22 protein-coding genes are annotated in these 23707 nt (G+C 63.3%); 14 read left to right on the forward strand and 8 right to left on the reverse strand.

Going from position 1 to position 23707, the window contains the following annotated elements:
* Positions 1 to 2: 2 nt before the first annotated feature.
* Together BDK61_RS13985 and BDK61_RS13990 are read right to left on the reverse strand one after the other, a co-directional pair.
* A complete protein-coding gene (locus tag BDK61_RS13985; RefSeq protein ID WP_121303538.1) occupies positions 3 to 2555 on the reverse strand; it encodes an AAA family ATPase in 2553 nt (850 codons plus the stop codon).
* On the reverse strand, positions 2552 to 3301 hold the full coding sequence (locus tag BDK61_RS13990; protein WP_121303539.1) for a 4-phosphopantoate--beta-alanine ligase: 750 nt from the start codon (positions 3299 to 3301) through the stop codon (positions 2552 to 2554). The genes BDK61_RS13985 and BDK61_RS13990 overlap by 4 nt, the downstream gene beginning before the upstream one ends.
* Before the next feature lie 143 nt (positions 3302 to 3444).
* Here BDK61_RS13990 and BDK61_RS13995 point away from each other — a divergent pair, with 143 nt between their 5' ends.
* From BDK61_RS13995 to BDK61_RS14045, 11 genes are all read left to right on the forward strand, one after another.
* Positions 3445 to 4356: a PhzF family phenazine biosynthesis protein gene (locus tag BDK61_RS13995; protein WP_121303540.1), complete on the forward strand. Its 912-nt coding sequence runs from the start codon at positions 3445 to 3447 to the stop codon at positions 4354 to 4356.
* Between the two features lie 120 nt (positions 4357 to 4476).
* Positions 4477 to 6786, forward strand: coding sequence for a phosphoenolpyruvate synthase (gene ppsA / locus BDK61_RS14000; protein ID WP_049939163.1), 2310 nt, complete (start codon positions 4477 to 4479; stop codon positions 6784 to 6786).
* Between the two features lie 58 nt (positions 6787 to 6844).
* Complete coding sequence (locus tag BDK61_RS14005; protein ID WP_121303541.1) at positions 6845 to 7747, forward strand: RAD55 family ATPase; 903 nt, start codon at positions 6845 to 6847, stop codon at positions 7745 to 7747.
* 143 nt (positions 7748 to 7890) lie between these two features.
* Positions 7891 to 8943, forward strand: a complete 1053-nt coding sequence (gene mfnA / locus BDK61_RS14010; RefSeq protein WP_007188823.1) for a tyrosine decarboxylase MfnA — start codon at positions 7891 to 7893, stop codon at positions 8941 to 8943.
* 138 nt (positions 8944 to 9081) lie between these two features.
* On the forward strand, positions 9082 to 9666 hold the full coding sequence (locus BDK61_RS14015) for a YqaA family protein (RefSeq protein ID WP_004957875.1): 585 nt from the start codon (positions 9082 to 9084) through the stop codon (positions 9664 to 9666).
* A gap of 66 nt (positions 9667 to 9732) precedes the next feature.
* Positions 9733 to 11886 carry a methionine--tRNA ligase gene (gene metG / locus BDK61_RS14020; protein ID WP_121303542.1) on the forward strand — a complete coding sequence of 718 codons (2154 nt, stop codon included), beginning with the start codon at positions 9733 to 9735 and terminating at the stop codon, positions 11884 to 11886.
* 45 nt (positions 11887 to 11931) lie between these two features.
* On the forward strand, positions 11932 to 12300 hold the full coding sequence (locus BDK61_RS14025; protein WP_121303543.1) for a DUF7312 domain-containing protein: 369 nt from the start codon (positions 11932 to 11934) through the stop codon (positions 12298 to 12300).
* Positions 12301 to 12372: 72 nt separating this feature from the next.
* Positions 12373 to 12969, forward strand: coding sequence for an NfeD family protein (locus BDK61_RS14030; RefSeq protein WP_004957882.1), 597 nt, complete (start codon positions 12373 to 12375; stop codon positions 12967 to 12969).
* A gap of 71 nt (positions 12970 to 13040) precedes the next feature.
* The gene (locus BDK61_RS14035; RefSeq protein ID WP_007188820.1) at positions 13041 to 14231 is read left to right on the forward strand and encodes an SPFH domain-containing protein; all 1191 of its coding nucleotides are present in this window, start codon (positions 13041 to 13043) and stop codon (positions 14229 to 14231) included.
* Between the two features lie 71 nt (positions 14232 to 14302).
* Positions 14303 to 15268 carry an IS1595 family transposase gene (locus tag BDK61_RS14040; protein ID WP_121302811.1) on the forward strand — a complete coding sequence of 322 codons (966 nt, stop codon included), beginning with the start codon at positions 14303 to 14305 and terminating at the stop codon, positions 15266 to 15268.
* A 66-nt stretch (positions 15269 to 15334) separates the two neighbouring features.
* Entirely contained in the window at positions 15335 to 15940 is a 606-nt protein-coding gene (locus tag BDK61_RS14045; RefSeq protein ID WP_004957885.1) for a winged helix-turn-helix transcriptional regulator, read from the forward strand.
* Between the two features lie 51 nt (positions 15941 to 15991).
* Here BDK61_RS14045 and BDK61_RS14050 read toward each other — a convergent pair whose 3' ends face one another.
* Positions 15992 to 17872 (reverse strand): ATP-binding response regulator, encoded by a 1881-nt coding sequence (locus tag BDK61_RS14050; RefSeq protein ID WP_121303544.1) that lies wholly within the window; start codon positions 17870 to 17872, stop codon positions 15992 to 15994.
* 199 nt (positions 17873 to 18071) lie between these two features.
* Positions 18072 to 18314: a DUF7123 family protein gene (locus BDK61_RS14055; protein ID WP_004957888.1), complete on the reverse strand. Its 243-nt coding sequence runs from the start codon at positions 18312 to 18314 to the stop codon at positions 18072 to 18074.
* Between the two features lie 252 nt (positions 18315 to 18566).
* Between BDK61_RS14055 and BDK61_RS14060 the strand changes: the two genes are divergently transcribed.
* Positions 18567 to 18965 (forward strand): TRAM domain-containing protein, encoded by a 399-nt coding sequence (locus BDK61_RS14060; protein ID WP_007188818.1) that lies wholly within the window; start codon positions 18567 to 18569, stop codon positions 18963 to 18965.
* A gap of 2 nt (positions 18966 to 18967) precedes the next feature.
* Here BDK61_RS14060 and BDK61_RS14065 read toward each other — a convergent pair whose 3' ends face one another.
* From BDK61_RS14065 to BDK61_RS14075, 3 genes are read right to left on the reverse strand one after another with little or no spacing between them, the layout of a single operon-like run.
* Positions 18968 to 19702 (reverse strand): YkgJ family cysteine cluster protein, encoded by a 735-nt coding sequence (locus tag BDK61_RS14065; protein ID WP_049938924.1) that lies wholly within the window; start codon positions 19700 to 19702, stop codon positions 18968 to 18970.
* 33 nt (positions 19703 to 19735) lie between these two features.
* Complete coding sequence (locus tag BDK61_RS14070) at positions 19736 to 20521, reverse strand: MBL fold metallo-hydrolase (protein WP_121303545.1); 786 nt, start codon at positions 20519 to 20521, stop codon at positions 19736 to 19738.
* Between the two features lie 9 nt (positions 20522 to 20530).
* The gene (locus BDK61_RS14075) at positions 20531 to 20800 is read right to left on the reverse strand and encodes a MarR family transcriptional regulator (protein ID WP_007188815.1); all 270 of its coding nucleotides are present in this window, start codon (positions 20798 to 20800) and stop codon (positions 20531 to 20533) included.
* Between the two features lie 250 nt (positions 20801 to 21050).
* Here BDK61_RS14075 and BDK61_RS14080 point away from each other — a divergent pair, with 250 nt between their 5' ends.
* Positions 21051 to 21755: a class I SAM-dependent methyltransferase gene (locus tag BDK61_RS14080; RefSeq protein WP_121303546.1), complete on the forward strand. Its 705-nt coding sequence runs from the start codon at positions 21051 to 21053 to the stop codon at positions 21753 to 21755.
* Between the two features lie 93 nt (positions 21756 to 21848).
* On the forward strand, positions 21849 to 22754 hold the full coding sequence (locus tag BDK61_RS14085) for a glycosyltransferase family 2 protein (RefSeq protein ID WP_004957901.1): 906 nt from the start codon (positions 21849 to 21851) through the stop codon (positions 22752 to 22754).
* 43 nt (positions 22755 to 22797) lie between these two features.
* On the opposite strand, the gene BDK61_RS14090 is transcribed toward BDK61_RS14085, so the two are convergent.
* Entirely contained in the window at positions 22798 to 23607 is an 810-nt protein-coding gene (locus BDK61_RS14090; RefSeq protein WP_121303547.1) for an amidohydrolase family protein, read from the reverse strand.
* Positions 23608 to 23707 lie beyond the last annotated feature (100 nt).

Genomic DNA, 23707 nt, shown 5'->3' on the forward strand with positions numbered 1-23707 from the left:
CCTCAGGGCCCGAGCCCCAGGTCCGCGGTGCCCTCAGCCCCCTGATAGCGGTCGCGGTCGTCCCAGTCGGCAATGCTCGAATGGGTCTCCCGGACGGCGATTTCGAGGTGCTCCTGCGTGATTTCCGAGCCGTCTCGCAAGGCGTGGCGAGCCGCGTCCTCGGCGACGAGTTCGAGGTCGCTGGCGGCGTAGCCAGCCGTCGGCTCGACGATGGCATCCCAGTCGATGTCGCCGGCAACGGGCCGGTCCTGCAGGTGGATCTCTAGTATCTGCCTGCGAGCCTTGGCATCCGGCGGCGGGACCTCCACGCGCTCGTCGAAGCGGCCCGAGCGCCGTAGCGCCGTGTCGATGTCCTCGACGAAGTTCGTCGCCGCAACCACGACGATGTCGTCGGCCGCCGCGCCTTCGAGTTCGGTGAGCAGCTGATTGACCAACTGTTGCTCGCTTGTGTTCATCGAGCCGCGCCGAGAGCCGGCGATACCGTCGATCTCGTCGATGAACAGCACGCAGGGGGCGTTCGCGCGGGCCACCTCGAACACCTCGGCGACGTTGCGGGCCGGCTCGCCCATCCACTTGCTCGTCACGTCCGCGGGGCTGATTTCGACGAAGCTATGCCCGAGTTCACCCGCGAGCGCGCCGGCGAGATGGGTCTTCCCACAGCCGGGCGGGCCATACAGCAACAGCCCGGAGAGCACGTCGATACCGTACTCGGCGTAGGCGTCGGCGTTCTCCAGTGGGTCGAGGACCGTGTCTTCGAGCCGGTCCTTCAGTTCGCCCATCCCGCCCACGTCGGCGAAGTCGCGTCCCGGGTCAGTCTCGACCAGCGAACTGGCCTGCAGGTCGACGCCGTCGGGCTGGACGACGCCATTCTCGGCGACCATCTCGGGGTCCACCCAGTCCGGGATGCTGGTGTCGGTCTCTGTGGCAGCCTGCAGCAGATGGTCCGTCCCGATCGGGGCATCCGCCCGCAACGCCTTTCGGGCGGCGTCCTCGGCGAGAAGTTCGATGTCGCTGGCCGCGAAGCCGGCCGTCTCCTCGACGACGGGGTCAAGGTTGATGTCGTCCGCAGTGGGTCGGCCAGCGAGGTGAATCTCCAGAATCTGCTTGCGAGCTTGGGGGTCCGGTGGCGGGACCTCGACTCGTTCGTCGAACCGGCCCGAGCGGCGGATGGCGTCGTCCACGTCTTCGACGAGGTTCGTCGCCCCGAGCACCACCACGTCCTCGTCTGCGATGCCTTCGAGTTCGGTGAGCAGCTGGTTCACCAGCTGTTGCTCGCTGCTGTTCATGTTGCTGTCACCGTCGCGTGCGCCGGCGATGCCATCGATTTCGTCGATAAAGAGGATACAAGGCGCGTTCGCGCGGGCGATCTGGAACAGTTCTTCGACCTTCTGTGCGGGTTCGCCCATGTACTTGCTCGTCACGTCGGCCGGCGTGACCTCGATGAAGGCGTGGTCGACCTCACCCGCGAGCGCGCCGGCGACATGGGTCTTCCCACAGCCGGGCGGGCCGTGCAACAGGACGCCGTTGACGACGCCGATGCCGTACTCCTCGAAGGCGCTCGGGTCCTGCAACGGCCGGACGACCTTGTGGTTGAGCGTCTCCAGTAGCTCGGACATCCCGCCCACGTCGGCGAAGCTCCGGGATGGGTCCGGGTCGACCAGACCGTCGGCTTCCATGTCGACGCCGTCGGGCTGGACCACCGTCCCGTCGTCCGAGGGCCGCTCGCGGTTTATCGAGGGCGCGCCGTCGGTGCTGTCGGAGCCAGAATCGCCGCCCATCCCGGCCGTGCCGGATTCGTCGGACTGGTCGATCCGCTCCCGGATGTTCCGTTCGAGGCGGTCCGGGTTGACCTCGTAGCCGTACTCGGCCAGCCGGCGGGGTTCGGCGCTCAAAAACTCCGCGAGCCAGCCGTGGCGCTGTAGCTCCTCGGTCGAGGCGTCTGGGTCCCGGAACGTGACGAGCTTGACGTCCGTGCTGTCGGGCGAGTGGTACTCGGCGAGCCAGAAGGGGAGATACAGGCGGTCGACACCGGTCACGCCGTCGAACCCGTCGGGGTCGAAATCTCCGGGCAGGCCGTAGGACTCACGCAGTTTCCGGAGGAATACGTTGGCCGTGCCAGAGGCGGCGTCCTGTTGCTGGTCGCGGTACTCCGCAACGCGCTGGGGCAGTAGCGACCGGGCGTCGTCGTCAGTGACCTGAAACTGCAGCAGGACAGAGCGGCCAAGCACCGGGTCGCTGCGGCCGAAATCGTAGTCGCTGGTCGCTCGGCGGACCACCGCGTCGGTGTCGTCGACGTACTGCGAGACGGCCCGGTCGTTGTCCGCCCAGAGTCCGTCGAGAAACGCTGTCTCAGACTTCGTCGTCGTCCCGAGCAGCTTCCCCTTCCCGGTCTCGTACTCGTAGTCGACCTTGAACACCGGATAGAACACCCGATGGAGGCGTTCCAGTTGCTCGGTGTCGCCGAAGGCCGTCATCGTCCGCTGGTCAAGGGTTTCTCTGACGGTTTCCTCGTCTGGTACCCGGCGGTCGGCGTAGATGTACGGCGGCAGACTCATTCGAGGTCTCCCTCCCGAATCGTCCGCTCGGCGGCGGTCAGGGCGCTGTCGGCGTCGAACGTGTCGATGGCATCCTGCTGGGCGTCCGGGTCGCCACGGAGGTCGCGGGCGTGCTCGGTAATGTTCGGTATCGCGCGAATGATGTTGTCGATGATGGGCACTGTTGCCACCTCAGCCGAGCGGCTTCGAGGGTTGAGGTCGATGACGAGTTCCGTCTTGCCCATCTCGCCGAGCGCCTCGGCGCGGTCACCGTCCTCCAGCGGCACCAGCACCACGTCCGCTGCGCCGATGCCGTCGGCGTCGACCTTCGCGCGCTCGTGGTCAAGGCCGGGAATGCGCCCGTCAGCAGTCAGCCCTTTCACGTCTGTCGCGCCGTGTTCGCGGAGGTACTCGGCGATGGCCTCGATGCGCTCCTCGGTCCGGTTGAACAGGTTCACTTCGAGGTCTGCGCCGGTCACCTCGGCGAGTTCGACGAGTTCGCCGGGGACGAGGGCTGCAGCGTTGCCGTTGACCGAGACAACGGCGTGGTCGGCGGACAGAAGGTGTGCCGCAGCGGCGCGCTCGGCGTCGTCGGCGCTGTCGATAGTACGCTCACCCAGCAGGTAGTCGAAGGCCTCACCGCGGCCCTGGGCGATGAGGCCCTGCCGGGAGGTGATACCGCGGTCGACGCCCGCTTCGATACGGTGGCGGGTCAGAAGCGACTCGTAGCGAGGGTGGCTTTCAGGGAGGTCGACGTCCTCACTCATACGTTCCAGTGATACCTCCCTGTACTAAAGTCGTCCGTCAGGGGCGTGTCCCGGTCAACGTCACGTATCTCATCGGAGCTCGTCGTCGGGCACCACCGACGACTCCGGAAAAGATTATCTGCGGGTCAGCACAACTCCGTGCCATGGATACCCGACAGGCGTTGCTTGTCGACGCGTTCGCCGCAGAGCCGACGACGGGCACACCGACCGGCGTCGTGCCCGAAGCCGACGGACTGACCGACGACCAGATGCAGGCTGTCGCCAGCGAACTGGGGGCCACCGAGACGGCGTTCGTCCTGCCGGCAGAAGACGCCGACCGCCGGCTTCGCTGTTTCTCGCCAACAAAGGAACTGGCACAGGCGGAGACGGCCGCGGTCGCGGCTCATGCGGCGCTCTACGAGCGTGGTGAAATCGACGACAGCGAGTGGACGGTCGCCACCGCTAGGGGCGACGTCGCTGTCGAGACGAAACAGAACGGGATGGTCTGGGTCGAGCAAGGACGGGCCGACATCACCGAAGTAGATATCCCATACAGCGATGTTGCGGACGCACTCGGACTCAACGCGGCCACACTCAAAGACGTGGGTGCTGACCTCCCGCTCGTGACGGCCGGCGTGGGCGAGTCGTGGCTCATGGTCCCGGTCAACTACTTCGAGCATCTGAGCGGGCTGACCATGGACGTAGCTGCCGTCGACTCGCTCTGTGACCGCGTGGACGCGGCCGGCGTATATCCGTTCACGTTCGATACCGTCGGTGCCGACGCGACGCGCCGGTCGACGTTCCACGGCCGCGCCTTCCGGGCCGGGAGCCGGACCGAGGAACCAGTAACCGCGGCGGCGTCGGGGGCCTGCGCGGCGTTCGTTCGTCGCTACGGGGCGCTCGATGACACTATCGAACAGATCATCGCCGAGGGTGGGCACTTCCGCGACCGGCCCGGGACGGTGTCAGTTGATACCGACGGGACCGAGGTGTGGGTCGGCGGGCGCGCCGTCACTGCACTGGACGGTACAGTGACCGTCCCTGCTGTCGACGACGACGACATCATCGAGGCGTGACCGCACAACAGCACCGGCGGCGTGACTGCCTAATTCACTCGAAATCGAGTGAAGAGCGGTTTTTCACTGATGGCAACCGGAACTTCCTTAATTGTCGTTGAAGATGGTACGAATGAGTCCATGCCAACACTGTGGCTCGACGAAATCGGTGCCGACGACCTGGCGCGGGTCGGCGGCAAGGCGGCGTCTCTCGGAGAACTGACCGGAGCGGGCCTGCCCGTTCCGTCGGCGTTCGTCGTTACCGCCGACACGTATCGGTCGTTCATCGAAGCAACTGGAATCGACGAGCCGCTGTTCGAGGCCGTCGATGTCGACAGCGATGACTCGCAGGCGCTGGCCGAGGCGGCCGAACGCGCCCAGGAGTTGATCCTGGAAACGGACACCCCGCCGTCAGTCCGCGAGGACCTGCTGGCCGCCTACGACGAGATGGGCGACGAGGACGTTGCGGTGCGGTCCTCAGCGACCGCCGAGGACCTCCCGGACGCCTCCTTCGCCGGCCAACAGGACACGTACCTGAACGTCTCGCGTACGGACCTCCTGCAGCGGGTCAAGGAGTGCTGGGCGTCACTGTTCACCCAGCGGGCCATCTACTACCGCAACGAGAACGACTTCGCGCATGACGCCGTGGATATCGCTGTCGTCGTCCAGCAGATGGTCGACGCGGAGAAATCCGGCGTCATGTTCACCAGCCATCCCTCGACCGGTGGCCCGACAGCCATCATCGAGGCCGCGTGGGGGCTGGGTGAAGCGGTCGTCTCCGGCGCAGTCTCGCCCGATAACTACATTATCGACCGCGAGACGGAGACCATCGACGAGGTGACCGTCGCCGACAAGAAGGTGATGTGCGTTCGGGGTGAAGACGGAGAGACCATCGAACGCTCCGTCCCCGAGGAGAAGCGCAACGAGCGTGTCCTCTCCGACGAGGAGATTCACCGACTTCTAGAGGTCGGCGAACGCGTCGAGGAGCACTACGACACGCCACAGGACGTGGAGTGGGCGGTCTACGAGGACGAGGTGTATCTGCTCCAGTCCCGCCCGATTACGACTATCGACGACCCCGAAGGAAGCGCCGGTTCGGCCAACGAAGCCGAGAGTCAGCCGCCGGGAGCCAAATCGGGTGTCGCCGACGGCGGGGCGATGGAGAGCCAGTCCGAGGCGGTTCGGCTCTCCGGAATCGGCTCCGCACCGGGCCGGGTCACCGGCGTCGTCCGCATCGTCGACAAACTCGACAATCTCGATAAGGTCGAGGACGGCGACATCATCGTCGCCGAAATGACCACCCCGGATATGGTACCAGCGATGAAACGCGCAAACGGCATCATCACCGACGAGGGTGGGATGACCAGTCACGCCGCCATCGTCTCCCGGGAACTCGGCGTCCCGGCTGTTGTCGGAGCCGAGGACGCGACACAGAAGCTCCGGGACGGCGAGACGATAACGCTGGACGGCGACAAGGGCACAGTCGAGAAAGGGGCCAATGTCCCCGAGACGACTGAGGAAGACAAGGACGCCGGGCCAGTCGAGACACACTCGGCGGTGAAGCCGATGACCGGAACGGAGGTCAAGGTCAACGTCTCCATCCCGGAAGCCGCCGAGCGGGCCGCCGCAACGGGGGCCGACGGCGTCGGCCTGCTGCGCATCGAGCACATGATTCTCTCGACGGACAAGACGCCCTCGCGCTATGTCGAAGACCACGGCGAGCGCGCGTACGTCGACGAAATTGTCGAGGGCGTCCGCTCGGTGGCCGAAGCGTTCTACCCGCGCCCGGTCCGCGTCCGCACACTCGATGCTCCCTCCGACGAGTTCCGCCAGCTGCAGGGTGGCGAAGACGAGCCCAGCGAGCACAATCCGATGCTGGGCTACCGGGGCATCCGACGGTCGCTCGACCGCCCCGGCGAGTTCAAGCTCGAACTCCGCGCGTTCGAGCGCCTGTACGACCTGGGCTATGACAACGTCGAGCTGATGCTCCCGCTTGTCACCGACGCCGAGGACATCCTGCGGGCGAAGGCGCTGATGCAGGAGGTCGGCATCGACCCCGAGAAGCGCGACTGGGGTGTCATGGTCGAGACGCCGGCGAGCGCGCTGTCCATCGAGGGCATCTGCGAAGCCGGCATCGACTTCGTCTCCTTCGGGACGAACGACCTCACCCAGTACACGCTGGCCGTCGACCGCAACAACGGGAACGTCGCCGACCGCTTCGACGAACTCCACCCGGCCGTTCTCGAACTCATGCGCCAGGTCATCGGGACCTGCCGTGAGCACGACGTCGCCACGAGTATCTGCGGGCAGGCCGCCTCGAAGCCACAGATGGTGGACTTCCTCGTCGACGAAGGAGTCACCTCCATCTCGCCGAACATCGACGCCGTCCGTGACGTGCAACACGAGGTCAAGCGCGTCGAACAGCGGCTGCTGCTGGAATCGGTCCGCTGAGACCGCGGCCGATTGACGTAGCCAGCAGACTTTTTTGCGCTGTTCGCCTCGTTGCGGTATGCCACCCGAATCGACACCGGAAGCCAAGAGTATCAGCTCCGGTGTGTCGTACATCCCCTTCGGCATCCCCGGGCTGGACGGACAGGTTCGGGGGATTCCAACCGGGAGCACAGTCCTGCTGGCCGGGGCCTCCGACGCGGGGGGCGACGCCTTCACCTACACCAGCCTCGCCACGCTGATGCTTGCGAAACACCGCCCCGAGATGGTCCCAAACAGCATCGCCCGGCGTAGCGAGGCAATTCCGGATTCGGTGACCTATATCACGCTCTCGCACGACCGCGAGCACGTCTACAGCGAACTCGACGCCGTCCTCGACGGCTACCAGTTCGAGGCACTCACGGAGCATATGACCGTCGCGGATTTCTCCCAGCGATTCATGGAGCTGTTGCCCGTCCCCGAGCCGCTGTTCGATGCTCGACGGAGCGACACCGAAATCGAACAGCCCGACGCGGAGCCACCGGAGCGAGAGGCCCCCGAAGAGACGTTCGAAAAGTTGCTTACCGACATCAGCGACCGGGTGAGCGACGCCGCAGCGACGCTCATCGTCGTCGATTCGTTGACCGATCTCGAACGGGCGACGGAGTTCGGGCTACCCCAGAACCACGAGGTGGCATTCCTCATGGGGCTCCGAGAGGCAGTCGTCAACTGGGGGAACGTGGCCTTCGTCAAACTCAACCGCCCGGCGAGCGACGTGCGGTCGGACGAGCTCATCCACGGCCTGTTGCACGGCAGCGTCTACTTCTACTCCAACGACAAGGGGTTCGAGACGTATCGAACGATGCGGGTCGGCTCCTTCGGCGGCGCGCTCGACACTGAGCGCCAGACCGTCTTCGAGTCGCTGATCGGTCCCACGGGCTTTCGTGCGAAAGCGACGAAGAAGATCGGGCCATCGAACTGGTAATTCGGTCGGTGAGCACGTGAACGGACTGCGTACGGATAGCTAGCCCGTCTTGGCCAGTCTTCTGCCACTGGAGCGAATAAACAGCAGACAACGATACGCACGAGCACAACGGCTAAACCACTCCCCCGCTATACACCCGATAGATGCTTCAGCGGGCAGAGCCACAGGATTTCGAGCGCGTCCTCTCGTCGATGTGTACCGTGCCGCATCCATCGGCACGCGAAGCGGCAGAACGCTTCCTCGCGACGAACCCCGGAGACCCGGGCACGTACGAGACCATCGCCGGTCTGGAACGTGAGGCCGTCGAGTATCTCGGCGACATCACCGGGCTCTCGGACCCCGCGGGCTACGTCGCCTCGGGCGGGACGGAGGCTAATTTACAGGCGATACGCATCGCTCGGAACCGCGCCGACACGGACGACCCGAACGTGGTTGCGCCCGTTCACGCGCATTTCTCCTTTACCAAGGCCGCCGACGTGCTTGGCGTGGAACTCCGGACCGCGCCGGCGGCGGATTACCGCGTCAACATGGCGGCGATGGCGGAACTCGTCGACGAGGACACGGTGTGTGTCGTCGGCGTCGCTGGTTCGACCGAGTACGGCTACGTCGACCCGATTCCGGCCATCGCCGACCTCGCCGAGACGGTCGATGCCCTCTGCCACGTCGACGCCGCGTGGGGCGGCTTCTACCTCCCGTTCACCGACCACGACTGGCACTTCGGCCACGCGGACATCGACACGATGACCATTGACCCCCACAAGGTCGGGCAGGCGGCGGTTCCTGCCGGCGGACTACTCGCTCGTGACCGCACGCTGCTCGATGAGCTCGCTGTCGAAACGCCGTATCTGGAATCGACGGACCAGCTTACGCTGACAGGCACGCGGTCGGGTGCCGGCGTGGCCTCGGCTGTCGCGGCGATGGAGTCGCTGTGGCCGGCGGGCTACAGACAGCAGTACGAAACGTCAATGGCCAACGCCGACTGGCTGGCCGACCAGCTATCTGCGCGGGGCCACGACGTTGTTGGCCCGGAACTCCCCCTCGTTGCGGCTGACCTCTCGATGCCAATGACAGACGAACTCAGGGACCGCGGCTGGCGAGTCTCAAAGACCGGTGCCGGCGAGATGCGCGTCGTGTGTATGCCCCACGTCACGCGGTCGATGCTACGGTCGTTCGTCGCGGATCTCGACTGGTACTGAGTCGCTGCCCTCGGCAGGCGCTGAGTCGCAGATATCGGTTAGTACTGAATCACGGTCTCCGCTCTCGAACATACTGGTATTGAGCGCTCCCGAGAAGACATACGAAGGTTTAGAAGTGCCTGTTTGCTACAGGCAGGCGTGGACTTGGTAGTACCGACCGCATCGTTCATTGCCTTCCTCGGCGACTGTACAACCGCCGGCACACCACTGTCACCACTGGAAGAGGGGGTCTGTACGGCCACCGGTCCCACCGGCCTGGGTATTATCGCGGTGTACTCGTTTTTGATCGCGTTTATTCTCCCGCTCCCGAGCGAAGTCGTACTGGTTCCGGCCGAAACCCTTCGACTCGGGCTATCAACGAACGGAAATCTGGTGGCGATTATCCTCGTCAGTGGTCTCGGGAAGGCGTTCGGCAGTCTCGTTGCCTTCCATATCGGTCAGGAGGCAAAGGAGTACGGCCCACTCGTGCGCTGGATCAAGCGCTCACGGTTCAATCTCATCGAGTGGTCTGAAAGAAAGACGGTACAGCTTGCACGGAAGTACGGCTACGTTGGACTGGCGCTTGCGCTCTGTGTGCCCTTCTTCCCCGACACCATCTCTATTTACGCGTTTACCGTTCTCGAACGCGACTACTATCGGTTCGGCGCAGCGACATTCTTCGGCAGTGCCGGGCGGCTTGTCGTGACACTCGGGCTTGCCGGTGGCACACTGGCATTGCTGTAACCCGGAGCGTGGCCGAGCGCGCCGAAACCAACCCCCTTTTGACCCGTCGGTGGCACACGAACAGGTATGAGCAACGACGAGTTTCCGACGGACCAGCCGGCGGTCGTGACCTGTGGGTTGCCCTACGCGAACGGTGACTTGCACGTCGGCCACCTCCGGACGTACGTCGACGGGGACGCGCTGTCGCGCGCCCTCCGACGAATCGGCCAGCAGACGGCGTTCGTTTCGGGGTCGGACATGCACGGCACGCCAGTCGCGGTCAACGCCGCCGAAGAGGGCGTCGCACCGCGGGAGTTCGCACTCGACTTCCACGAAACCTACGCCGAGACGTTCCCGCAGTTCAACATCGAGTTCGACAACTACGGGCATACCGACGACGAGACCAACGTCGAACTCACCCAGGAGTTCGTCCGCTCGTGGGTCGAAAACGACCACGTCCACGAGAAGGAGATCGAGGTCGCCTGGGACACCGAGGAGGACCAGCCCCTCCCCGACCGCTACGTCGAAGGGACCTGTCCCTACTGCGGGGAACAGGCCCGCGGCGACGAGTGCGACGAAGGGTGCCAGCGCCACCTCGAACCCGGCGAAATCGAGGACCCGGTGTCGACGCTGACCGGGAACCCCGCCGAGTACCGCACCCGCGAACACAAGTTCCTCCGGCTTGCTGACTTCCAGGAGTACCTTCAGGGCTTCCTTGACCGTCTAGAAGGGACCGACAACGCCCAGAATCAGCCCCGCGAGTGGATCGAGGGCGAACTGCAGGACCTCTGTATCACGCGGGACATGGACTGGGGCGTGGACTATCCCGAAGACGTTGACGGCGGCGACGAGCTGGTGCTGTACGTCTGGGTCGACGCGCCAATCGAGTACGTCGCCTCGACGAAACAGTACACCGAGCGCGTCGGTGACGACGAGTACGACTGGGAAGCGGTCTGGAAGATCGACAGTGAGGAGCGCCACGGCACCGAGTGGGACGACGAGTGGGCCGACGACAGCGGCGAGATAATCCACGTCATCGGGCGCGATATCATCCAGCACCACGCGGTGTTCTGGCCCGCGATGCTTCGCGGCGCGGGGTACAACGAGCCCCGGTCGATTCTGGCCACCGGGTTCGTCGGCATCGACGGCAACGCGCTGTCAACCTCGCGTAACCGCGCCGTCTGGGCCGACGAGTACCTCGACGCCGGGTTCCATCCCGACCTGTTCCGGTACTACATCGCCACCGGCGCACAGATCGACACCGACGTGGACTTCTCGTGGGACCGCTTCCAGGAGCGGGTCAACGGCGAACTCGTCGGTAACGTCGGCAACTTCATCTACCGCTCGCTGCTGTTCGCCGAGCGCAACTACGACGGGACGCCCGACGCTGCCGTCAGCGACGACGTGCGCGGGCGAATCGAGGACGCGATTGCGGACTTCGAGGCAGCCGTCCGAGAGTACGACATCCGCGAACTGGCCGAAATCGCTATCGAGCTTTCGAACTACGGCAACGAGTACATCCAGCGCAACGAGCCGTGGAACCTCGTCGACGACGACCCCGACCGCGCCGAACAGGTCATCCGCGACTGCGTTCAGTTGACCAAGGCCGTTGCGGTGCTCATGCAGCCCGTCCTGCCGGGCAAGGCCGAGCGCCTCTGGGGCCAGCTCGGCGAACAGGGCTCCGTCGCTGACGTGACCCTCGACAGCGCGCTCGAAGCGCCGCCGGCCGAGTTCGGCGAGCCCGCGGAGCTATTCGAACAGGTCGAGGACGACCACATCGAGGCGCTGAACGAGGAACTGCAGGAACGGGTCGAGGAGGCCAGCGAGGCTTCGGCAGAAGCCTCGAATGAAGGCGGCGAAGCCGCCGGAGACGAAGTGGACGACGGCGACGTGGACACCGCCGACCTCCAGCCACTCGTCGAGGACCGCATCAGCTTCGAGGACTTCGAGGGCGTCGACATGCGCGTCGGCGAGATCCGCAGCGCCGAGCCGGTCGAGGGCGCGGACAAGCTCCTGCGCCTGGAAGTCGATATCGGCCACGAGGTCCGACAGGTCGTCGCCGGCCTGCGACAGCTCCACGACGCCGAGAAGCTTCCCGGGACGCGCGTTATCCTCCTTGCAAACATGGAGAAAGCCGAGCTGTTCGGCATCGAATCCAACGGGATGGTGCTGGCCGCCGGCGACGAGGCGGACCTGCTGACGACCCACGAGGACGCTCCGCTGGGGACGCGAATCAAGTAACCACAGTCGCCAGCGCTTTTGTAGTCACGGCACGTACCGCGAAACATGGATGACGACGGGGCCGCACAGGACGATGCGGCCGCTACGGGTGATACGTTCACTGAGGAGTACGAACTGGCGACGGACGCCGACGTGATTCAGGTCGAAGACGACCCCGACGGTGACGTGGCTGCCGACGAGGAGGGCGCAGTCGCCGGCTCCTTTGCTCCGGATCTTGAGGTGACACCCGACGCGCCAAAGCCCGAAAATGTGATTTTCGTTGCGCTGGGAGTCTGTATCGCGATTCTCGCGCTCGGGCGGATGTTCCTTGGGGCGGAGATGTACACGCCGTCTACACTCGGCGGCGTGGTCCTGTCCGTTGCGCTCGGCACCGCAGTTCTGTACGGGTTCTTCGTCCGGACGAGCGACGTGTGAGGCTGTACCGATGACGGAAGCGGTGCGCTCTCCACCCCGACACTTAATCCTGCTCCGACACTAAGTCCGTGCATGGTAAACCCGCTGGCGACGGTTGCCCCACTGCAGGCCGAACCACTGTTAGGTATGTCGCTCTCCATCCTGCTGTTTCTGGCCGGCGCGGGCCTCATCGTGGGCGAAGCGCTCGCTCCCGGGACCCACTTTTTCGTGCTCGGCGTGGCCCTGCTGACGGCGGGGCTAGTCGGGCTGTTCATCCCTGCAAGCCTGGGTATCCTCGCGCCACTCATCCTTACTGTCGTCGTGCTTGCAACGACAGCGGTCACGCTCTGGGGATATCGAAAGCTCGATTTCGCTGCGCCGGGCCGCGGCCAGACGCTCAGTTCTGACTCGCTTACGGGCCAGTTCGGAACCGTTACCGAGCGCGTGACCCGGAGCGACGGCGAGGTCAAACTGGAAGACGGCGGGTTCAATCCGTACTATCAGGCTCGCAGTTCCGGCGACCCCATCGAAGAGGGAGCGGAGGTCATCGTCATCGACCCCGGCGGTGGGAACGTTCTGGAAGTCGAAGCGGTTGAGTCGGGTGCTGATGAAATCGACCGCGCGCTCGAACGTGACCGAAACCGGAGCGATGCGGACACTGAACCAGAACGAGAGTCCGAGCGGGCGTAGGTGTGTAATTCGGTAGTTTGTGACAGGGACACCGAAGCCTTTTCTTTGCGCGCTCCGGAGTTCTCATTGTCATGTTCCCCGCGACAGCACCGCTGCAAGGTCTGGGAGGACTCGTCGGTTTCGTTACCGTCATCTTCCTCCTGATCGCCATCGCGCTGGTGTATTCCAGCGTCGTGATCATCCGCCCGTACCAGAAAGGTGCCTACACGGTCCTCGGTACCTATCGCGGCGTCCTCGACCAGGGGATTCATTTCATCTATCCCTTCGTCTCCGACGTGACGCGGTTCGATATGCGTACCCAGACGCTTGACGTGCCGCGGCAGGAGGCTATCACCCGCGACAACTCGCCGGTGACCGCCGACGCCGTCGTCTACATCAAGGTGATGGACCCGAAGAAGGCGTTCCTTGAAGTCGACAACTACGAGCGTGCCGTCTCCAACCTCGCCCAGACGACCCTCCGTGCCGTGCTGGGTGACATGGAACTGGACGACACGCTGAACAAGCGGGGCGAAATCAACGCCCGCATCCGGAAAGAGCTCGACGAACCCACCGACGAGTGGGGTGTCCGCGTCGAGAGCGTCGAGGTCCGCGAGGTCAACCCGTCCAAGGACGTCCAGCAGGCCATGGAGCAACAGACCTCCGCCGAGCGGAAACGCCGTGCCATGATTCTGGAAGCCCAGGGTGAACGGCGCTCCGCCATCGAGACGGCGGAAGGTGACAAGCAATCGAACATCATCCGCGCACAGGGTGAAAAGCAGAGCCAGATTCTGGAAGCCCAGGGTGACGCAATCTCGACCGTCCTGCGTGCGAAATCCGCCGAATCGATGGGTGAACGCGCCGTTATCGACAAAGGAATGGAGACGCTCGCCGAGATCGGGCAGGGCGAGTCGACGAAGTTCATCCTCCCGCAGGAGCTCACCTCGCTGGTGGGCCGCTACGGCAAGCACCTCCAGGGGTCGGACGTCAAGGAGAACGGCCACTCGCTGGAAGCGCTTGACTTCGACGACGAGACCCGCGAAATGCTCGGTCTGGACGACATTGAGAAGATTCTCGGACAGATCGATGAGGAAGCTGAGGTCGATGTCGAGGCGATGGAAGAGGAGGCCCAGAAAATCAAACAGGGGCAGGACAGTGGTCTCGACAACGCTGACGACGTCATCGAAGAGATGGACGCCGAGATAGACGACGACCCGGGCACGACTGACGTGGCCGGCGGTCCGGACGACACGACGCGAACGTCGGAAGTCGACAAGGACAATTAACTGAGGGCTCTTACCGAACTGAGTGAAACAGTACCCCGAGAATTACAGCATCCCGCCGTAGGCTAGTTGCTATGTACAATCAAACAGCCTTCGGCGGGATGCTACAGGATATTGTTGAGCTCACGTCAATAGTGTTGCGCCCAGAGCCGCTCGATGAGGAAATCGAGCGGCGCTGTAAGCAGGCATGGGAACAAGCTCCTTGCCCGGAGTGTGGTGAAACCGCCATCCAGTCCGGGGACGGCAGTCCCCGGGTCTGGTGCACCAACTGCCGCTATGTCTTCTCCTACACCCGCAACACGCCCTTCGAAGGCCGCACTCTCTCTCCTGGCGAAATCGTCATTGCGTTCGTCCTCTATGCCGACACACTTCTCAGCATCCACCAAATCACCCAGCTCTTCGAAGCGGTCTACGACACGGTTCATTCCACGATTCGAGAGGTAGAAGCCGCCTTCCAGCGCGGCTTCTACCTCGTCTGGGAGCGCATCCAACACGCTATCGACGGCCCAACTCAGATCGACGAAACCGGCCACAAGTGCTCTGGTTACAAGGGACAGACGCCGCCGCGGGATGGGCTTTCCCGCGGCGGCTCTGGGGAAGGGGGGCGATCACGGTGGGAAGGAGCACCTGGCGATACCATGACGCTGATCGGTGCCTGTCGTGATGTACTTCGTGTAATTCGCGCCGAGCCAGGTGCTCAACCGGAAGAACTCAAACCAGCACTTGATGAGGTAGAGATTCTCTCAGGGAAACTGGATGAGGTCTGGCACGACGGGTGGCGCGGGTACGCGCCACTCGTCTACAAGAACGAGCAGACCGTTGTTCACTCCGAAGAATTTGTCACTGATGACGGCGTCCACATCAACCAAGTCGAATGCCTCTGGTCGCTAGTGAATCCATGGCTACAGAAGTTCCGCGGCCTCTCCAAGCCTGGATTGGAGCAGTCCGTCCGAACCTACGGGTTCGTACGGACGTTAAACCTCGCTGGAGCACCACTACACGGCCTTCTTGACTGCTTCGTCGTCAACGTGTTTCGCTGAGTTATGTAAGAGCCAACTGAGAATCAGGCGAAGACGTTTTATTACCAACCCACCTTTTCGGTAGCAATGACACGTGAGGGCGACGTGGACGAGGACAAGCGAGCGACGCTCCGTCGCTTTGCCGCCCTCGGTGCAGCGAGCCCGTTTGCCCGCTTCGGCGACAGCGGGAGCGAGAGCGATGCACCCGATGCCATCGCCGGGTACGTCTCGGCACACCCCGGAACGCACTTCTCGAAGCTTCGTGACGACCTCAAACTCGGGACCGGTGAGGCCCAGCACCACCTCCACCGACTGGAAAACGAGGCCGTTGTCACGTCACAGAAAGACGGCGACTACCGACGGTACTTCCCGGCCGACCAGTTCTCCGAGTTCGAACAGGTGGCGCTTGGTTACCTGCGGCGCTCGACGGCCCGCGGGATGCTCGTCACGCTCCTCCGCCGCCCGGACGTGACGGCGTCGGAACTGGCAAGCGAGCTTGATGTTTCACGACCGACAGTGAGCAACTACGCCGCTGACCTGGAGTCAGCCGGGCTCCTGTCAAGAGAAAACGGGTACGCAGTTACTGAGCCAGAGACAGTGCTGACGCTGCTTATTCGGTATGCCGACTCGTTCGGTGACGATGTTGCCGCGCTGGCCGGCGAGGCCGATTCGCTGCTGCGATACGACCCGTGACGCTTGCGCCGGTGATCGCTCGCTATTGGTCCACTTGGGTCTGTGTCGCCGTTACATTTCTTTGTCGACACCGGTGATTTCAAACCTGGCACCACCCGATTCGCTGTCGGTCACACTGACATCCCAGCCGTGGACGGCGGCGATATCGGCCACGATTGCGAGGCCGAAGCCGGTGCCTTCAGATGCGGTCGAGTAGCCCGCTTCGAACACTGTGTTTCGTTCGTCTTCGGGGATGCCGGGACCGTCATCAGCGACGTAGAAGCCGCTTGCGTCGTCGATATCTCCGAGAGTGACCGTTACCCCGCCACCGTTCTCGACAGCCTCGCCGGACTGTCCCGGCTGCCCCATCTGGCCATGCTCCATGCTGTCTTGCTGCACCTGAGAGGGCGAAGATTCTGACCCGTGTGCCACGCAGTTCCGAAACAGGTTCGAAAACAGGCGCTGCAACCGGCCGAGGTCAGCAAGAACGACGCTGTCGGTATCAGTCTCTAGAGCCGCACTCTCCGTCTCCATAGTCTCCCAGCACGCAGTCGCGGCGGTCCGTAGGTTGACGGGCTCGGTAGTCGTTGCCTCGCGTCCCTCTCGTGCCAGCGTCAGGATATCGTCAATGAGCGTCTGCATCCGCTCGTGAGCGGCATCGATACTGTCGAGGTGGTCGTTGGCCACGTCCTGCTGGGCCAGTTCCAGGTGCCCCTGTGCGACTGTCAGTGGTCCCTGCAGGTCGTGGCTGACGACACTGGCGAAGGAGTCCAGCCGCTCGTTCTGAACGCGGAGCCTGCGTTCACGCTCCTTCTGTTCGGTGATGTCCTGAATGAACCCCCGAACGGTCGGCTTCTCCGCGCCCTCGACGCGTTTGCCGCGGGTCCGGACCCACCGGTGGTTTCCTCTGGCGGTGATGAGCCTGACCTCGAGGTCGTACGGATCTCCATCATTGAGGGCCGCGTCGACGGCGTCCGAAACTGTCTCTCTGTCCTCTGGATGGTAGAACGACAGCCCGTCCTCCACTGTCGGGTCAAAGTCGTCGTCGACCTCGTGGATGCGGCGGGTACCCGCTGTCCAGGTCGACATTCCGCTCTCGTCGTACTCCCAAGCGCCGAGGGCGCCGAGTTCCTCCGCCTCGGCGAAGAAATCCCGTAACTGGGCAAGGTTCTGTTCGTGCTCAATGCGCTCCGTAACGTCCTGACAGTGTGAGAAGATGGTGACAACATCGCCCGAATCGTCGGTAACGAGGCGGTTGTGCCACTCGACCACGATGCGCTCGCCGTCTTTCCGGACGTTCTCATTGACGCTGTGGTAGCCGCCACTGGCCTCGCTGAGAGCGGACGTAACCGCATCGACATCGTCGTAGCTCTCCGAGCTCACGAATGTCTCCCACGTTTCCCCGAGCAGTTCCGTTTCGGTGTAGCCGAATATCTCTGTGAGAGTTTCGTTGACGCGGACGATCTCGAAGTCCTGATTATATTCGACGAACCCGAGCGGCGACTGGTCGATAAACAGCGAGAGCCGGTCTTTACTCGCTTCGAGGGCGCGCTGTGACCGGTACTGTTTGACGGCGTTGACGATTCGGTTCGAAAGAAGGGCGTAGTGGCTGGTGTCGGGCGCTTTCTGTAGATAGTCAGTGACACCTGCGGAGATAGCATCACTGGCGACAGCTTCGCTACCACGGCCTGTGTACAGGATAAACGGGAGGTCAGGATAGTCTTCGCGGACAGATTCGAGGAAGTCGATACCGTTCTGGCCGGGCATTTCGTAGTCAGAAACGATACAGTCGACTGCTGCCGTTTCAAGCAGACGCAAGCCCTTTCGGGCACTCGTTGCGATCTCGATATCGAACGCAACCCGCTCTCGCTTGAGGAACGCCGCTGTCGTCTCTGCGTACTGCCGGTCGTCGTCGACGTGAAGCACCCGGATGGCGGAACCAGCCTCGCCCATTGATGCGATTGACTATGGCCTCAACGGTTATCAATATAGACATTCGGTTTTTCCAATATATCCTGAAAAATCAACGTGAAGGGGCTGAAACGAAGAGTGAGCGACGACACCGACTGTTCTCTACGTAGCCCTACATCACGGGCCCGTGGGGACGGTCAGGTGGGAGTCCCGATATATCCGCGTCGGAGTCAGCGCCGGTTCAGGCCTCGACCATCCATGTCGTCGAGGAAGAGTAGCCCCACTTCTCGACGGCCAGATCGTGGTCGCCGTCGGCGATGGCGGTCATGTTCGTGCCCACTTCTTTGGCCGAAAGGCCGAGTTCGTCGCCGATGAGTCGCGATTTGAAATACGTCTGGTCGTCAGCATTGGAACGGAGATACTCCAGAATACGTCGCTGCTTGTCCGAGAGCGGACTGTTGGGGGTTTGTGCGGTGGCGCTCATTGTACAGTTATCAACAGTACCGAGACACCCTTATTGGATTTGGTACAGACGGTTAACGGCTCGCCTTCTGGCGGTTTTCCCTCACTCGAAGCGGGGATACTGCCGCGAGTTGGGCCACGCGGAGCCCGGTTGGTACAGGCGGGAAACACCATCGCTGCTCGTCGTCGCCTCGCAGTTTGAACGACAGCGATCGCTCGCTCCGGCAGTTCTTTAATAATGGGCCGTTTTGTGGCCGAACGGAGGTCTATCACATTGGAAATCTCGGATCAACTGCTGTGTCTGTTCAGTGCCGATATCCGCGACGAGGGGGACCGGTACGTCGTGGAGGTCCCGCGTCGAGAGGTCGAGACCGGCGCAGTCGACTCAGGCAGTACCTATCGCGTTGCGCTCATCTCCGCAGATGAGGAGACAGAGACGGACGAGGAGACGGTGTCAGACACGCCGCCGGACCAGCCACAGCCGCCGGTCGAACCGGGTGAGACGCGCTACGTCGAGATCGAAGACATCGGGAAGCAGGGTGACGGCATCGCTCGGGTCGAGCGCGGCTACGTCATTATTGTCCCAGGAGCCGAAATCGACGAACGAGTCAAGATCGAAGTCACAGAGGTCAAGTCGAACTTCGCGGTCGGCGAAATCATCGACGACGTGTGACGCTACTCATAGGGACTGCCGTCGGGGCGCTTTGCCCCTTCAGAGTCGTGGACGACGACCTGTCCGGCTGATGGGTCGACAGGTCGATAGGTGTCGCGGACGCCGATTGCTTCCGTCAGTTCTCGAACGGCGCGTTCTTTGAGCGCTGCAGCCAACTCCTCGGCGTCGGCTCTGGAGATATCCCGGCCGAGCCCCTCACACTCGTGGGCCCGAACGACTCCTTCCTCGTCGACAGCTTCACCCATCGGCTGGCTCGTCCCACCGAGCGCGACGCTGAAGGGGTAAGTCTGACAGATGAGCGGGCGGTCGCCGTGGACCGTGCAGGCACCCGTACCGTCATCGCCCTCAGCGTAGAATGTGCAGTCGCCGCAGTCGTCGGTCTGGAGCGCCCACTCGAAGGTCTCTCCTTCGGGGCCCTCAGGGCCGTCGGCCAGTCCGTACGGCATCGGCCGAGCGACATCGCGGAAGTCGTACTCCCCGGCCGCCTGTAGCTGCCGAATCTCGTCAGGAAACACCGTCGCAGTGTGGGGTTCGGCATCGGTTTCGGCCGAGTCAGCGTTCTCGTCGGGCGCATCGACGGCCTCGTCAGCACTCTCTCCGCCTTCGCCACACGCCGACTCGGCCTTGCAGCAGGCCCCACAGCGGGTGCATTCGAACCCGATAGTCTCGATTGCGTCGGCCAGTTCCGACTCCTCAAGGGCACGGGCCCGTTCGAGTTCGGTTTCCAGAGAGTCCACAGCCCTGATAGCAGGCGGATGGGCAAAAAGGCGTCACTCCGCCGGATTCGGTGCGGCCCGCTCGCTGTCCCATGAAATAGCGCCCTCGACAGCCAGTTTTTCAAGATGGGTCAGCACTGTCCCACGGGCCAAATCGCGCACGCCGGTGAGGTCCTTCTCGTAGGCGGCCTCAAGGATTTCATCCAGCGTGGCGGCCCCGTCGTGGACAGCGTCCCGAACACGCCGCTCGCGCGCCAGTCGGTGATCGATGAGGCGCGCACAGGTCTCCCGCGGCGTCTCGATACGCGGGCCATGGCCCGGTAACAGCACGTCGGGGTTTCTGGCGTGGAGTCGCCGCAGTGACGCGAGATAGGCCCGAACGTCGCCCTCGGGTGCGCCGACGACGACGGTACCCTCAGCAACGGCGAGGTCACCGGAGACAACGGCTCCATCCGTGGCGAAGGCGACGTGTTCCGGCGCGTGCCCCGGTGTATCGATGACAGTCACTGGGCCGGCACCGGTTGGAATCGTCGTCCCGCCGCTGAACAGTCTATCCGGGGTAATGCCGGTCGCGGCTTCGAACGCGCTCGCCCGACCGCGGCGCGCCCAGACCGTCGCGCCTGTCTCTCTGGCGTAGTGTGCAACAGCACCAGCGTGGTCAGGGTGGTGGTGCGTGAGTGCAATGTGAGCGAGGGAACGGTCGCTGAGAAGCGAATCGAGCGCATCCCCGGCGTCCGGAGGGTCCACAAGAAGAGCGGCCTCATCGCCGCAAACGTATGCTGCCGTGCTGCCGGTCGGTGCCCGTGTCGGGACGGACACGTCGGCCCGGTGCCAGTCCATGCCGATGGGTCAGACCGTGAGGAAATAAACCTGTTTGCGTGCGTCGGTGAAACTGTACCGCGAATCGACCAGACCGGACTCCTCCAGCCGGTTCAGTGCATATCTGACAGTGCGGTCCGGGAGCAGTGAACTCTCGGCTAAGTCGCCCTGTGACAACGGGGCATCGTCTTCCAGTACCTTCGCGACGAGCTTCGCGCTCGGCGGGAGTTCACGCAGGGTGTCGCGGAACTCCTCGTCAGTGAAAGGTGCTGGTGCAGCGTTTTCAGTTAATGCGCTCATAGTGGCTGATATTCAAGACTTACTGGTAAAACTTGGCTATATGCATGACCAAACAATACAGATTCTATGAAGTGTTTAATGTGTCCTTATACATGGCCGTCATCGTGTGGTTCTTGTCTCTATCACAAAGTCACGCCCAGACCTATCAGGGCAGCGAGCGTGACCGGAGTCGGTCTGGTAGGGAAAACAGTCCGACCGACGAAAGGGGATTCCAGTATCGTTTTATCCCCCGCGGGGTGAGCAATAGACCGTGAAAGGGCAGGAGTGGTATCAGGCCGACACCGTGGCCGAAGAGTACGAGGCCAAGCGGTTCTCCCGTGGCGGGCGGCTGATCGACCGACGTGAGAAACAGGCCGTCCTCAATGCAATCGGCCCTGTGGCCGATAAAGACGTGTTAGAGGTAGCTTGCGGGACTGGACGGTTCACTGTGATGCTGGCTGAGCGCGGCGCGAACATCACCGGGCTGGACATCTCAGGACCGATGCTCCAGCAGGGCCGTGAGAAGGCACAGGCGACTGGTGTCGACGACCGCGTCGAGTTCATGCGGGGCGACGCCGCCCGGCTCCCGTTCCCGGACGACCATTTCGACACCGTGTTTGCGATGCGCTTTTTCCATCTGGCGGACACGCCGGCGGCGTTTCTCGCGGAGATGCGCCGCGTCTCGAAGGAACAGGTCTTCTTCGATACGTTCAACCGGTTTTCGACCCGGTCGATATACAACTGGGCGCTCCCGATGGGGTCGCGGCTCTATTCGCGCTGGGAAATCGACCGGCTGTTAGACGGAGCCGGACTAGAACTGACTGACGCGAACCACGACTGGCTGCTTCCGTACGGCTTCTACCGGAAGATTCCGAACGAACTGGCCGCCTCGTTCCGGTCGCTCGATACGGCGCTTGGCGGCACGCCACTTTGCGAAAAGCTGGCCTCAGTGTCGTACTGGAACACTCACGTCTAGCGTGGCGCTGTTCGAACGACCCGTTTCTTGTATCGGAACGTCGCCGTCCGTCTCCCGCGACTTTTAAGCGCCTTCGCCGTCCTACCCAGAGGTATGGATATCTCGGTAGTGGTCCCGACGTTGAACGGCCGGGAAGAGCTGACCGGCTGTCTGGACGCACTCACCGAGCAAGTTCCCGATGCGGAAGTGATTGTCGTCAACGGCCCGTCAGCTGACGGCACGACTGGCATGGTCCGCGACCGGGACGACGTTTCTCTTCTCGTCGAAATCGCCGACCGCTCCGTTACGGTCGCCCGCAACGCCGGAATCGACCGGGCAACAGGGGACGTTATCGCGCTCGTTCATCAGTCACTCTCAGTCGAGTCCGGCTGGGCTGACGCCGTGAAAGACGGGCTCTCTGGGGCTGCCCAGGCTATCACCGGGCCCACACACCAGCAACTGTGGGCCGGGATGACGACCGAAACAGAGGAAACGCGGACAATCGCCGGCCGCGACGTGACGTACTTCAACCCCGGCAACGTCGCGTTCGATGCCGAGGTGGTGGAAGCGCTCGACGGGTTTGACGAGTACCTGAACGTCGGCAGCGCCCGGGACTTCGCACACCGGATGGCCGCCGGTGAGTACGGCGTCGACTGGAGCACGGAAATGTGCGTCAGCCGCGAGTTCGAGGCCGACGGCGGTATCGCAGAGACCGACTGGAACTGGAAGTACCGCTCGCTCGCCTACCGACTGGTGAAGAACTACAACGTCCGGCCGACCGTGGTGCGGCGAATCCTCAGCCACGCGGTCGGTGACGCGAAGGACGCGCTATTTGATGTCGTGCGGGGGGAGACGACGCCGTCGCAGTGGCTCGGCACTGGGCAGGACGTGTTCGGCGGCGTCGGGTCAGGAATCGTCGACGGCGTCCGCGCACGTATAACTGATCGGACACCCTGTCGGAACCCGAACGGTCGCTCTGCGCGCACAAACCGCGCGGTGACTGTGTACGACTGGCGATAACTGGTACTGGTCGCAACCGTTCGACTGGGCAGGAGTACGGTGGTCAGGGGGCCAGCGCCTCAATGACGCGGTTGGGATTGTTCGAAAACACCTTTCGCATCGCGTCTTCGGGAACGTCCAGTGTCAGAATCTCCATCACGGCCACGTTCGGGTGGACGCCAGGGACGCCGCTCCCGAAGAGAACGCGGTCGGGATGTTCTAACACCGCCCGTTCCATCGGCCCGCGGTAGCGGACCGCGCTGGTGTCGAGATACAGATTATCGTGGGTCTCCAGCAGGTCGATAGCCCGTTCCATCAGGTCCTTCCGGAGCGGGTGCGCGCCGAAATGTGAGAGGATAACCGGGAAGTCATACGCCAGCAGCGACTCAGCAACAGCTTCGGGTCGGAACCCTTCGCCACCGTGGACGATGACAGGCAGCGACACCGACTCTAGTTCTGCGAGCACGTCCTCGTCTGGCAGCCCGTCGGTCGGCGGATGGAGTTTGAAGCCGTAGAACCGGTTGTCGTATGCGTACTGCTCGATGTCTTCCGGGGACGTGTGGTCGTCCGTGCGACTACTTGCGAGGTTGCGAAGGGTCGACCCGGGGCCGCTTCCCGGGTCCCGAGCGCCGTTGACTCTGGCGAAGGCGACCATCGGTCGCTCGACGGTCATCCGGGCGACAGCGTTGTTCGCTTTCAGATATGAACCGTCCCGCTCACCGGGAAAGACGACGGAGCGGACGACACCGGCCTGGTGCATTTCCCGCTCCAGTTGCTCTGGGTCACCCATGCCGTCTCGGGGCCGGCGATGCTCGTCGGGCTCCAACCGTGCGTGCACGTCAACGACCCGAAACCCGTGCTCCAGCTCCAACATCTACTATACGGTGTGTATACTCCCATATTAAAAGGTGTGCAGGTCCGGCTCGGATTACGGGGACAGCACGGCGCTGTCGCCCGACAAGCGGTCTACGCCG

Source organism: Haloarcula quadrata (assembly GCF_003634715.1).
In the GTDB taxonomy this organism is placed as follows: Archaea; Halobacteriota; Halobacteria; order Halobacteriales; family Haloarculaceae; genus Haloarcula; species Haloarcula marismortui.